Origin of the sequence: Acinetobacter sp. LMB-5, from assembly GCF_001541635.1 — a bacterium.
In the GTDB taxonomy this organism is placed as follows: domain Bacteria; phylum Pseudomonadota; class Gammaproteobacteria; order Pseudomonadales; family Moraxellaceae; genus Acinetobacter; species Acinetobacter pittii.
Window position 1 is genome coordinate 206399 of the sequence record NZ_LRDR01000001.1, and the last position, 13623, is coordinate 220021.

Annotated in this window: 10 protein-coding genes; 4 read left to right on the forward strand and 6 right to left on the reverse strand. The window is 38.9% G+C overall.

Features of this window, described 5'->3' with window-relative positions:
* Positions 1 to 100: 100 nt before the first annotated feature.
* Positions 101 to 2347 (reverse strand): bifunctional prephenate dehydrogenase/3-phosphoshikimate 1-carboxyvinyltransferase, encoded by a 2247-nt coding sequence (locus AW165_RS00985; RefSeq protein WP_060464730.1) that lies wholly within the window; start codon positions 2345 to 2347, stop codon positions 101 to 103.
* A 107-nt stretch (positions 2348 to 2454) separates the two neighbouring features.
* Entirely contained in the window at positions 2455 to 3564 is a 1110-nt protein-coding gene (gene pheA, locus AW165_RS00990) for a prephenate dehydratase (protein ID WP_060464731.1), read from the reverse strand.
* Between the two features lie 183 nt (positions 3565 to 3747).
* On the opposite strand from pheA, the gene AW165_RS00995 reads away from it, so the two are divergent.
* Entirely contained in the window at positions 3748 to 4692 is a 945-nt protein-coding gene (locus AW165_RS00995) for an alpha/beta hydrolase (protein WP_060464732.1), read from the forward strand.
* Positions 4693 to 4800: 108 nt separating this feature from the next.
* Positions 4801 to 5427 carry a hypothetical protein gene (locus AW165_RS01000; RefSeq protein WP_060464733.1) on the forward strand — a complete coding sequence of 209 codons (627 nt, stop codon included), beginning with the start codon at positions 4801 to 4803 and terminating at the stop codon, positions 5425 to 5427.
* Positions 5428 to 5476: 49 nt separating this feature from the next.
* On the opposite strand, the gene AW165_RS01005 is transcribed toward AW165_RS01000, so the two are convergent.
* Both AW165_RS01005 and AW165_RS01010 read right to left on the reverse strand, forming a co-directional pair.
* Complete coding sequence (locus AW165_RS01005; RefSeq protein WP_002118240.1) at positions 5477 to 6622, reverse strand: acyl-CoA dehydrogenase family protein; 1146 nt, start codon at positions 6620 to 6622, stop codon at positions 5477 to 5479.
* Positions 6623 to 6785: 163 nt separating this feature from the next.
* Positions 6786 to 8144, reverse strand: coding sequence for a dicarboxylate/amino acid:cation symporter (locus AW165_RS01010; RefSeq protein ID WP_002118145.1), 1359 nt, complete (start codon positions 8142 to 8144; stop codon positions 6786 to 6788).
* Positions 8145 to 8646: 502 nt separating this feature from the next.
* Here AW165_RS01010 and AW165_RS01015 point away from each other — a divergent pair.
* Entirely contained in the window at positions 8647 to 9660 is a 1014-nt protein-coding gene (locus tag AW165_RS01015) for a glycosyl transferase family protein (RefSeq protein WP_060464734.1), read from the forward strand.
* A gap of 200 nt (positions 9661 to 9860) precedes the next feature.
* Here the strand turns inward: AW165_RS01015 and AW165_RS01020 are convergent, their stop codons facing one another.
* Entirely contained in the window at positions 9861 to 10133 is a 273-nt protein-coding gene (locus AW165_RS01020) for a YeaC family protein (RefSeq protein ID WP_002118245.1), read from the reverse strand.
* Complete coding sequence (locus AW165_RS01025) at positions 10130 to 11038, reverse strand: NAD(+) kinase (protein WP_005073476.1); 909 nt, start codon at positions 11036 to 11038, stop codon at positions 10130 to 10132. The genes AW165_RS01020 and AW165_RS01025 overlap by 4 nt, the downstream gene beginning before the upstream one ends.
* A gap of 185 nt (positions 11039 to 11223) precedes the next feature.
* Here AW165_RS01025 and mrcB point away from each other — a divergent pair, with 185 nt between their 5' ends.
* Positions 11224 to 13620 carry a penicillin-binding protein 1B gene (gene mrcB / locus AW165_RS01030; RefSeq protein ID WP_017402976.1) on the forward strand — a complete coding sequence of 799 codons (2397 nt, stop codon included), beginning with the start codon at positions 11224 to 11226 and terminating at the stop codon, positions 13618 to 13620.
* The last annotated feature ends 3 nt before the right edge of the window (positions 13621 to 13623 follow it).

Genomic DNA, 13623 nt, shown 5'->3' on the forward strand with positions numbered 1-13623 from the left:
CTGCGCTTAGCATAAGCAATAAACAAACAGCAGCCAAGCCTTTAGCCCGCTGCTGCCGTTGCTATTGTGTTAGCAATTATAAAATGTGTTAGGTCAAAAGTTATTGGCTAACTTCGATTGTTAAGCCTGCACGATTCGCCAACTCAGTGAAAGTCGGGAAGCTTGTCGCCACAGTTTCAGTACCATGAATGGTAATCGGACCAGAATTACGAAGACCTGCCATACTAAAACTCATAGCAATACGGTGGTCATGATGTGATTCAATTTCGCCGCCAGCAAAGATTGGTGACCAATCGCCAGATTTGCCTTTACCTTCGATAATGATGCCATCATCAGTTGGCGTACAGTCAATACCCATGATTTTTAAGCCATCAGCCATAACCTGAATACGGTCAGACTCTTTCACACGAAGTTCTGCCGCACCAGTTAATACTGTTTGGCCTTCGGCACAAGCTGCTGCAATAAATAAAGCGGGGAATTCATCAATTGCTAAAGGTACTTGGTCTTCTGGCATATGAATGCCTTTAAGCGTGCGTGAACCTTTAATATGAATATCAGCAATAGGTTCGCCACCAGCAATACGTTCATTTTCAACAGTTAGATCAGCACCCATCTGTTTTAAAATTTCAATTACGCCAGTACGTGTTGGGTTAATACCTACAGCTTCCAGAACAACATCGGAACCCTCAGTAATTGCAGCACCCACCATAAAGAAAGCAGCTGATGAAATGTCTGATGGTACTTGAATATCAGTACCCACTAATTTTCCGCCGCCAACGAGTGAAATCTTATTACCTTCGGTTTTAACATCATAACCAAATGCACGAAGCATGCGCTCTGTATGGTCACGAGTTGGCTCTGGTTCAGTGACTGAAGTTTCACCTTCAGCCCATAGGCCCGCAAGTAAAATACCAGACTTCACTTGAGCAGATGCCATAGGTAAATCGTATTGAATGCCTTTTAATTGCTGGCTACCCGTAATGCTGACAGGTGGTGTACCTTTCTCACCTGTAGTCTGAATTTGTGCACCCATTAAACGTAATGGCTTAGCAATACGCTCCATTGGACGTTTAGAAAGTGAAGCATCACCAGTCATCACTGAATCAAACTTTTGTGCAGATAACATGCCTGAAAGCAAACGCATGCTTGTACCAGAATTACCCATATACAATGCACTTGCTGGCGCTTTTAAGCCATGCATGCCCACGCCATGAATGGTCACTTCACCATTTTTAGGGCCTTCAATGCTTACACCCATATCACGGAAAGCTTGTAAAGTTGCTAAAGCATCTTCACCTTCGAGGAAGCCTGTTACATGCGTAGTGCCTTCGGCAATAGCACCAAACATAATGGAGCGATGTGACACAGATTTGTCACCCGGTACGGTAAATTTACCTTTAAAAGCCTTATTTCCCGGTAAGATACTGAATTGCTGTGTCACCTTATTTTTCTCCATTAAAGGTTTTTTGGCTAACATATGATTGAAATGCTGACGTGCTGCCTGAGCATGGCCGAGTAATCCCATTAATGCATGAGAATCTTCGTTTTCAATCAATTTTCTAAGTACGGTAAGTTGCTTTTCGAAGCCATCTACAGCATTTAATATTGCTGTTTTATTGGCAAAGAAAATGTCATGCCACATTTGAGGATCACTAGCCGCAATCCTTGAAAAGTCACGGAAACCACCTGCTGCATAACGGAAAATATCAAGATTATCTTCACGGTTTGCAAGTTGCTCGACCAAATTAAATGCCATCAAATGTGGTAGATGACTCGTATGTGCCAGCACTTCATCATGCTTAGCAACATCCATACAAATGACTTCAGCTTTAGCTGCTGACCAAAGTTGAATCAGTTTATCAACAGCCCATTCTGCACTTGTCAGTAACGGCGTTAAAATTACTTTGTGATTTGCAAATAGATCAACCTTACCTGCATGAACACCCGTGTGTTCACTACCTGCAATAGGGTGTCCCGGTACAAAACCTGCTGGTAAATTTTCACCAAATACAGCTTTTGCTGCATCAACGACATTACCTTTTGTACTTCCCACATCAGTTACAATCGTGGTTTCTGACAAATAAGGTTTAATTTGCTCAAGCACTTTTTGCGTAGCACGCACTGGCAAGGCTAAAACGACTAAATCTGCCCCTTTCACGGCTTCAACAGGATCAGAAAATCCTTCTTGTATTAAGCCAAGTGATTTTGCATCTTCTAAAGTTTTCTGTGAGCGTGTAGATGCAACAACTGTTGTGGCCAACTTTTCTGCAACAATAACACGAGCTAAACTCGAGCCGATGAGTCCTAAACCAATAAATGCAACTTTTTTAAATAGGGGTTGTGACATAACTTCAACTTTGCTTTTGCTCAAAGTTATTTAAACCATTGAGCAATTTGTTTTTAAGCATAATGACATGCTTATCTTGATGCATGTCATTATTCCAACATAAGTGATTACAGAACAGCGGCAGGATAAGAACCTAAAATACGAATCTCTTTCACCATTGGGCGAATGTCATTAATCGCAGCAGCAACATTCTCTTGTTCGATATGACCTTCTAAATCAATAAAGAATACGTATGCCCACTTTTCAGGTAATGCTGGACGAGTTTCAATACTTGTTAAGCTAATATTATGTTTTGCAAATGGTGCTAAAATTTCTAATAAAGCACCCGCACGGTCATGTGCTGAAATCAATAAAGATGTTTTATCGTTGCCGCTTTGTGGAATTTTTTCACGGCCAATCACTAAGAAACGAGTGGTATTTTCCGGATTATCTTCAATATTGCTATGTAAGATTTCAAGGTTATACATGCCTGCTGCAATATCAGATGCAATCGCTGCCGAATGCCATTCATTGCGAATACGGCGCGCAGCTTCTGCATTTGAGTTTAAAGCAACACGTTCAACACCAGGATAATGCGCGTCTAACCACTGGCGACATTGAGCCAAAGTTTGCTGATGAGCATAAATCTGCTTAATACTGTCTTTACGTGTATTTTCAGAAACAAGAAATTGATGATGAATACGTAATTCAACTTCACCAATCACATTTAAATTCGATGTTTTAAAACAATCTAAAGTATGGTTCACAATACCTTCAGATGAGTTTTCAACTGGCACTACGCCGTAATGTGCACTACCTGCTTCCACTTCACGGAACACTTCATCAATTGTTGGTAATGGACGAACAACTGCATCTTTACCAAAATGCTTAAGCACGGCAGATTGAGTAAAAGTACCTTCCGGTCCTAAAAATGCAATACTTTGCGGAGCTTCTAAAGCAAGGCAAGCAGACATAATTTCACGGAACAAACGCGCCATGGTGACATCAGACAAAGGACCTTGGTTGCGCTCCATGACTTTGCGTAAAACTTGTGCTTCACGTTCAGGACGATAAAACAAAGGATTCTCTTCGGAAGCAAATTTAGCTTTAGCAACAGCTTCAGCAAGGCTTGCGCGGCGATTTAATAATTCTTGAATCTGTTGATCTACACTATCAATATCTTCACGAATTTGTTCTAAACTAAGAGAAGTCGTTTTGTTTTGATCATCGTTGATCATTAGAATGCAGCCTCAGTAAAATCATCTTTTAAACGAGAGTATAACAATAGTCTGCTTTGATTTGTTAGGCAATATAGCTGTAAGAGCTTTTTTCATTAACCTTTTTGCTCCCATTTCTTGATTACTTTATTTGATAATGATTTTCATTTATTATTTGTATAATAAATTTTATTATCGCCCATTATGCAAAAATCATTTTTCCTTTTATCTACTAGTTTTTTATTGAGTACTTTAATAAGCTGTTCTACCTTCGCCCAAACGCCTATACAAAATCAACCAAAAATCGTTTTTCAAAATAATCAGGCACAATTTCAAATTAAATCTAAAAATACAGGCCATGATTATCTTATTCAAATTTATAAACCACCTGTCGCCCCGCCCCAACATGGGTATCCAGTACTTTATATATTAGATGGAAATGCTATATTTCCAAGTGCTGCCAATATTGCTCAGTCGATTGGCGCTGGTTCTACCAAATTAGGACTAAATCCACTCATGATAGTAGCGGTTGGTTACCCTCAGCAAAAAACCTTTGATGTGCAAAAGCGTGCTTATGATTACACTCCAAAACCTTCTGCCCAATTTCAAGCACAAGGAAAATATAAATATGGGGGTGCTGATCAGTTTATTGCTTTTTTAAATAGCGAACTCAAGCCTACAATTGCAAAACAATTTCCGATTAATAGCCAACAGCAAAGTCTTTATGGACATTCTTTTGGTGGCTTATTGGTTCTTTATCATTTTTTTCAAAAGCCAGATGTATTTCAGCGTTACTTTGCTGCAAGCCCTTCTCTCTGGTTTGACCAAGGCATGTTATTTCAGCAGTTAAATCATTGGCAAAATCAGAAACCAAATCATTCCCCTTTACTCATGACCACAGTCGGTACACATGAGCAAGGTGGTCCTCGTACTCAACTTAACAATAAATTTAATGAAGCAGATTTCTTTAAAGCTTTAGAGAATAAACGTTCAACCCAATTTAGTTATTGGCATTTTTATAACCCTGCTGAACAACACATTACAAATTTGTATGCGAGCTTACCTAAAGCACTTATGTTTGCTTCTTGTCAAAATTTAGAAAGCTGTAAATCTTTATTTGATGGGCCATTGCAGCAGCCAGCCAAGTAAAAACATAATTACATTTAAAGATGATTATTTCGTTGTTCTTAAAGATAGTCCTCTTAATGTATAGATTGGTTATACTGACCCAATATGTCGTAACAACAGTAAAATAGAATGAATAAAATTATTGTTTTAGGCTTACTGGGTATTACAATTTTTAGTTTAACGGCTTGTAGCGGCTGCCCCCTAATCGCAGGATGCAATGGTAGGGATAATTCTCCGTACTATATGACGACTGTCGGTAATCAAGTTCGTGACATTCCAATTCCACCTCAAACCAAGCTGACATACCAGTCACAACATTTTAGGCAGAAATATGAGCAAACACATGCTTTAAAAGAGAAAAATTTATCAGGCATCTATTTACCACCAGATATAGCAATCATTTGGGGCGGTATGCCAGTAGATATGTTTATACAGTTTTCTAATCCCGAAATGAAAGGCTTCTCGGTCTATCCAGCACGAGGATTTAAAGCAGAATTATCAAATGAATTTTTACGTTTATGGAAAAGCTGTGAAAGTGATTTAAACATTAACTTAAAGAATCCAAATGATTGGTCATTTAATCCTGAAAATATGAAAATAACAGGTTGTGGTGTCATCTTTCAAGAACGTAGTAAATACACCGAAGATTCATTCCATCAAGATGAAGCAGATGAGTTTTTAAGAAAGATAAATCATGCATTACAGCAATTACCGAAACAACAAGACTATCCTGTCATTCAACAGAAGACCAAATAGTTAAAAACAAAACAGCCCATTCTAGGACAGGCTGTTTTTCTCTGCTTAATTAAGCTTTGCCAATTAATCCACGCGCTACGATTTCTTTCATAATTTCATTTGTACCACCATAAATACGTTGAATACGTGCATCTACAAAGAAACGTGAAATTGGATATTCAGTCATATAACCATAGCCACCAAAAAGTTGCAGCAAGTTGTCTGCGACTTTCATTTGCATATCCGTACTAAAACTTTTGAGCGCGGCTGCTGTTTCAACATCAAGTTTACCTTCTTGATATAATGCAACGTTTCTCTCGTAAAAAGCAGCTGTAGCAAGCTCGTCAATTTTTGCTTGTGCTAAAACAAAACGAGTATTTTGGAACTGTGAAATAGGTTGACCAAATGCATGACGCTCTTTTACATAAGCAGTTGCCAAATCAATTGCACCACGAATAGCGCCAATTGCGGTAGATGCAATAGCGGTACGTTCACGTGGTAACTCTTGCATTAAATAAGCAAAGCCTTGTCCAGCTTGACCGAGTAACTGGTTTTTAGGAACCTTAACATTGTCAAAAAATAGCTCAGATGTGTCTTGAGAATGCAGACCGATTTTGTCGAGGTTGGTACCTTTTTTAAAACCTTCTAGATGAGTATCTGCCAATAATAACGACACGCCTTTCGCACGCGCTTGAGGATCAGTTTTTACTGCAAGCACCACAAGATCAGCATGTTGTCCATTTGAAATAAATGTTTTTGAACCATTTAGCAAATAATGGTCATCTTGCAAAATGGCACTAGTACGCATTGATTGTAAATCCGAACCCGCTCCAGGTTCAGTCATACCAATTGCACCAACCACTTCACCTGTTACCATTTTCGGCAACCAATATTGTTTTTGCTCTTCTGTCCCGATGTGCAAAATATACGGTGCAGCAATTTCAGAGTGGCAAGAAATCGCTGTTGATAATGCACAGAATCCAGCACGTGCAGATTCTTCAACCAACATTAGTGAATAATAGGTTGGCACGCCATAACCACCGTATTCTTCTGGAACATCCACACATAAAAAGCCATTTTCGCCCAGTTGATTCCAGACAGAGCGAGGCATGATTCCTTCGCGTTCCCATTGATCGTATTGCGGTGCAATATGCTCATTCATAAAACGTTTAAAATTATCACGGAATAATTCTAAATCTGCATCGTATGCCAACATAATATTTTCCTTCGGCTTTATTGTTTTATCTAATCTGATTGTTGTGCATGCTAATCATTTTTTAAGCTACTGTCATGACATAGCTGCTCATTAAAACTGTACTTTTCAGTCAGCCAATAAAAAAGGAAGCCCAAGCTTCCTCTTTTATATAGTTTTATTTGAATTAATCTAAACCTTCAGCGACTTGAGGAGTTTTTTGCTCCATCATTTTTCTGTCGACTTCATCTGGATTATTTAAGGCATCATTTAGCTTATCTTTATCTAAAGCACCAACCCATTTAGCAACAACAATCGTTGCTAATGAGTTACCAACAAGGTTAGTTAATGCACGGGCTTCTGACATGAAACGGTCAATACCTAAAATCAATGCCAGACCTGCCACTGGAATATGCCCTACAGCAGATAAAGTTGCAGCCATAACAATAAAGCCAGAGCCTGTTACACCCGCAGCACCCTTAGATGAAATTAAGAGTACCAACAACAAAGTAATCTGATGTTGAATATCAAGCTGTGTATTTGTTGCCTGAGCAATAAAGATTGCAGCCATAGTCAAATAAATTGACGTACCATCTAGGTTAAATGAATAACCTGTGGGGATAACTAAACCAACTACAGATTTTTCACAACCTGCAATTTCAAGTTTACGTAACATGCGAGGCAAAACAGATTCAGAAGAAGATGTACCAAGTACAATTAATAACTCTTCACGAATCAGGCGAATCATCTTAAGGATACTGAATCCACTAATACGGCTGATTGTACCCAAGATTAAGAAGATAAAGAGTAAGCACGTAATATAGAAGCAGATAATGAGCTGCCCTAATTGTACGAGTGAACCAACGCCATATTTACCGATAGTGAATGCCATTGCACCGAATGCACCAATCGGAGCTAATTTCATGACCATATTCACAATGTTAAAGAACACATGTGCAACTTGATCAATAAATTTTAAAACTGGACGTCCTGCATCCCCTAACTTATGTAAAGCAAAACCAAAGAGAATTGCAAAAAGAAGGACTTGTAAGATTTCACCATTTGCAAACGCGCCAACCACCGTATCCGGGATGATGTGCATTAAGAAATCAATGGTAGATTGTGACTCACCAGAACTGACGTATTTTTGAATGCCCGAAGTATCGAGAGTGGTAGGGTCAACATTCATCCCTACACCCGGTTTAGCAATGTTAATTACAACAAGGCCAATTAGAAGTGCAATTGTTGAAACGATTTCAAAGTATAACAACGCAACGCCGCCAGTTTTTCCGACTGACTTCATGCTTTCCATGCCAGCAATACCGCTTACCACGGTACAGAAAATAACTGGAGCAATGATCATCTTGATCAAACGAATAAAGGCATCACCTAATGGCTTGAGTTTTTCACCTAACCCCGGAATATGCTGTTCGACACCATTGACAATTTGCGTTGAGCTTGGAGAAAAATGCCCTACCAAGATACCCGCAATAATCGCAATAATCACCTGAAAATAAAGTGATTTATAAATCGGTTTTTTAGCCATAACTTTACTTCAATCTATATTTCCAAGTCCGTTGGAAATACCAAAATGAAACGTCTATTCTTTACGAATACACAGCCCTAACCTTTCACATTAACACCGCAAAAGGGAAATGGTTTTTTGTGAACAAAAAACCTTCCTACTACCTCAATGAAAACAAAATCAAGTTTTCTAAAACAGGAGAATACCTGAAGTTTCTAACCACTTTGAGTAGCTAGAAATAACCTCTTACTTTTTCAATAAAAAGCTGAAGATATAGGAGAATCACATAAAATTATGATATGAGTGCTCAAAAAAGCACGAGAAAGTGTACTCGAATTAAATAACAATTCGGTTAAATTTTTAGCTGATACGCATAAAAAACACTCAGGCAGTCCTAAGACTTTAGTATAAGAAACACTTTTGATATTTTTTCAGTAGCTTTTTATGTCATATTGATTAAATACCTGTGGACATTTCATTTTGAGCTGCCTACATCCCATCATTTTTATTGTTTTGAACTACGATGAATACTAAACGCAATATCTATAAAGATGCTGAACATCCCTTTGCTCAATATGTCCGTATTTTAGGTAAGGGGAAAACTGGATCTCGCTCTTTAAGTTATGAAGAAGCCTATCAAGCATTTACCATGATTTTAAAAGGTGAAGTGTTAGATGTGCAGCTAGGTGCATTTTTAATGCTACTTCGGGTTAAAGAAGAATCGATTGATGAACTTGCAGGGTTTGTGCAAGCGACCAAAGATCAGCTTCATTTTGAACCTTTAGATGTTGATTTAGATTGGTCATCTTATGCAGGTAAGCGAAAACACTATCCATGGTTTTTGTTAGCCGCTCTTACACTTGCCCAGCATGGCCATAAAATTGTTATGCATGGTGCATCAGGTCACACGCTTAACCGTGTTTATACTGAGCAAGTCTTAGAATATCTTGGTTATCAAATTTGCCATTCTGAACAAGAAGTTCGTACACAATTAGCAGAGCAAAATTTTGCTTACTTACCACTAGACGTGATTTCACCAGTTTTAAGCGAATTGATATCTCTAAGAAATGTCATGGGATTGCGTTCACCTATTCATACTTTGGCCCGTTTAATTAATCCTTTTAACGCTAAGGCTACCTTACAAGCAATATTCCACCCTGCTTACAGAACTTCTCACCAACATAGCGCATTACGCTTAGGCTATCAAAATAGTGCCGTTATTAAAGGCGAAGGTGGTGAATTTGAACGAAACCCAGATGCTAAAACACTCATTTGCGGTATTAAAAATGGTGAGCTCTATGAACATGAGTTGCCAAAGATCACACCTGAACGAAGCCCAATTGAAGAAGAATTAGATTTAGCAACGTTTAAAGCAGTATGGCTTGGTCAACAGCACCATGAATATGGAGAAATAGCCGTAACAGAAACCATCGGAATCGCGCTATATACGATGGGCGTTGTTGCTAGTTTTGAAGAAGCGATGCAAAAAGCAAAAGTGTTATGGGATACACGAAATTTAAGCAATCTTAATTCGTAGTTAACAAATGCTATCGTGAAGGTCGACATGGATGTCGACCGTATCACTGCGATACAGGAAGTATCGTCAGTGATACAAAGGATTTTTGGTTACTTTTGATCCTTCAAAAGTAATAAAAGCCTATATGCTATAACTTATGAAAAACATGCTATATAAGGCTGTATGGAATAACCAAAAATAATTTTCTGTCTTATTAAGTTTTAAACAAAACGAATAGGTTTAAACTCTGGCTCATGCTTGTGATGATCATCATCACACTCTTCGCCTTCTTCTTTTGTACCACGGTCAATATAACCGCTACGCTGATCTTCTGGTAAGTTCTTCAACTCCCAAGCGATTACAGCTTGCATACAAGTTTCACGCTGCTCTTTCGTTAAAACAACGCCATTTGGCCATTTACCAATTTCTACTGCTGTTTTTAAACGCTCTACAATTTCAGGGTTTAAAACAGATAGCATTTGTTCAATATTCATGATTCATCTCTTTGAAAAGATTCAAAATCTTGGTTCCAACCAAGTTTGGTACGGCAGGCCATATAGAAATCATAACCTGGTGGATGCAATAAACTTAGTTTAAATGGGTGTTTACGGATGTGTAAACTGTCTCCAACATTGAGCGAGACACTATGTTGTCCATCTGCACTCACCATTGGTAACACCCGATTTTCGCGAATAACGATTTTAATTTCGCTTTGACCACCGACTACGATGGGACGTGATGACAATGTATGGGGATGCATTGGAACTAATGCAATAGCATCCATACTTGGATGTAAAATTGGGCCACCACCTGACAATGCATAAGCCGTTGATCCAGTTGGCGTCGAAACAATTAAACCATCACTATGTTGGCGGTAAACATATTGACCATCAATATTAAGTTCGAAGTCAATCATGTGTACCGATTTACCCGAATGCAAAACCACATCATTTAAAGCAATGGCGTCATAAATGACTTCACCATTTGTTCGTACTTCCATTTCAAGCAAGAAACGACGGTCAAGCTGGAAATGCCCTTGAAGTACTTGGTCAAGTTTGAAAATGGCTTCTGAAGGTTTGATATCAGTTAAAAAACCTAACCGCCCGCGGTTGATACCAATAACAGGGGTATTGTAGCGAACTAAAGCTCTAGCAGCGTGGAGTAAAGAACCGTCGCCTCCAACAACTATGACTAAATCAGCAACTTCACCCAATAAATGACGGCTTACAATTTGTGCATGATCATAAGGCACTAATTCAGCAGTTTCCTGATCAAAAATGGGGTTTAAGCCAAGGTTCAACAAATGATCATGAATTAAACATAGTGTTTCTACTACTGATGATTTATCTGGTCGACCGATTAACCCGACGTTTCTGAAGGACTTATGTGAAATTTGCACGAATGAGTAAGCTCCGCTGCGATACTTCGCTATAATAACATTAACCTGATTAATTTAAAAAAACATAACAACAAGATGCTGTAAAATTCAATCTAAGTTTTCCAATTATTCACAGTTTTATCATTGCAAATTGATGACAAGCTATCGCATCATTACAGGCATTGTTAGGGTTTTATCTCATTTTTATGAAGTTTGAACGTGGTATCGGTTTCTTTGCACTAATCTTTTCCATTTTGGTCATTGGTGCTTTTATTGCTCTTAGTATCTATCTGATTCGTTTAGATAATATTATCCGTGAAAAATTTGAAGGACAACGGTGGGATATTCCCGCCAAAGTGTTTGCACGTCCTTTGGAAATTTATAATAACGCACCTATTACCCAAGCAAATTTCACTCAAGAATTAAAACTCTTGGGTTACAAAACTTCAAGTAATTATGACAAGTCTGGAACCTATGTTGCTCAGGGTAGCAATATGTATATCCACACGCGTGGTTTTGATTACGGCGACAGTGTTGAACCCGAACAAGTACTAGAGTTAAGTTTTGCAAATGACCAAGTTGCTGAAGTTCGAAGTACAAAACCTTCTTCAACGGGTGTTGCGCGACTAGAGCCACTTCTGATTGGAGGGATCTACCCTCAACATAATGAAGACCGTGTTCTCATTAAACTGAATAATGTCCCTAAACCACTTATTGAAGCTTTAATTTCAACAGAAGACCGTAATTTCTATCATCATCACGGTATTTCAATTCGTGGTACTGCCCGTGCATTAGTGAGTAATATCACAGGTGGTAAACGTCAAGGTGGTTCAACCCTGACTCAGCAATTAGTTAAAAACTTCTATCTCACACCTGAACGCACATTAAAACGTAAAGTTAATGAAGCATTAATGGCTTTACTCATTGAGCTGCATTACAGCAAAGATGAAATTTTAGAAGCCTATTTAAATGAAGTGAATCTAGGCCAAAATGGTAGCTACTCAATTAATGGCTATGGTTTGGCTTCTCAATTTTATTTTGGTTTACCGTTACGTGAACTTAGCGTTGCACAGCAAGCTTATTTAGTTGGTTTAGTGCAAGGCCCTTCTTTATATAATCCTTGGAAAAATCCTGAAGGTGCAAAAAAACGCCGCGATACCGTATTAAATAACATGCGTGTAATGGGCTATTTAACTCAAGCAGAATACGAAGATGAAATTGCACGTCCTTTAAATGTGCTAAGCAAACCAAGTTTAGGTCCTGCAAAATTCCCTGACTTTTTAGATATCGTGCGTCGTCAATTACGCACAGAATATCAAGAAAGTGATTTAACTAATCAAGGCTTACGTATTTTTACGACTTTAGACCCAATTACTCAAACTCAAGTTCAAAATGCGTTTAAAGCTTCAGTAGACCGCTTAGCAAACAGCAACCCAGCCCGTTTGAAAAACTTACAGGGTGCGGTACTCATTGCACATCCAGAAAACGGCGAGCTCGTTGCTGCTGTTGGTTCTACACAAGACTTTACTGGTTTTAACCGTGCTGTGGATGCGAAACGCCAAGTCGGTTCTTTATTAAAACCTGTAATTTATTTAAGTGCTATTGAATCTGGGCGTTACAACTGGGCAACCCAAATTGAAGATGCGCCGATTAGTGTCCCTGTAGATGGTGGCAAAAGTTGGACACCTAAAAACTATAGTGGTGGCGGACATGGTGTAGTCAGCCTGAGTGAAGCTTTGGCAAATTCATATAACCTCTCTGCTGTACGCTTGGGTCAAGAGTTTGGTTTATCTACATTTACAAACAACTTAAGAAAGTTTGGTGTTGAGTCGACCATTCCTGCCTACCCTTCTATTTTCCTTGGGGCAGTCAATATGTCACCAATGGAGGTATTGGGAATTTATGAGAACTTTGCTACAGGTGGCTTTAAATATCCGACTCGTGCAATTCGATCTGTCGTAGATGCCAATGGTCGCCTACTTGACCGTTATGGCCTTAATGTTCAACAAACCATTGATCCATCTGTTGGTTATATCATGAATTATGGTTTACAACAGGTCATGTCTTCGGGTACTGGTCGCGCAGCTTATAATAGCTTGTCTCCTGCTTTAAAATTGGCAGGTAAATCAGGTACGACTAACGATACACGTGACTCATGGTTTGCGGGTTACTCAGGTAACCACGTTGCTGTAGTGTGGTTAGGTTTAGATGATAACAAAGTAACAGGATTAACAGGTTCATCGGGTGCATTGCCAGTATGGATTAATGTGATGAAACAATTACGTCAAACGCCTGTAAATCTACGTCAACCAGACACAGTACAGTGGCAGTGGATTGACCGTGCAACGGGTGATTTATCTGCTCAAGCTTGTGATGGTGCTATGTATATTCCGATGCTAACGCATACGGTTCCGCACCGTGCTACGCCATGTGGAGCACCTTATTATCAAGTTGATCCAACATATACGCCACAAAGTGATAACACAATTCCTGACTCTCAGGATGATAATACCGACAGTTATATTCGTGAAAGTGAAAACCAGATGGAACAAGATCTGTCAAACAACTCACGAGTAATTTCAAGTGGTAGTTATAACAACTAAGCG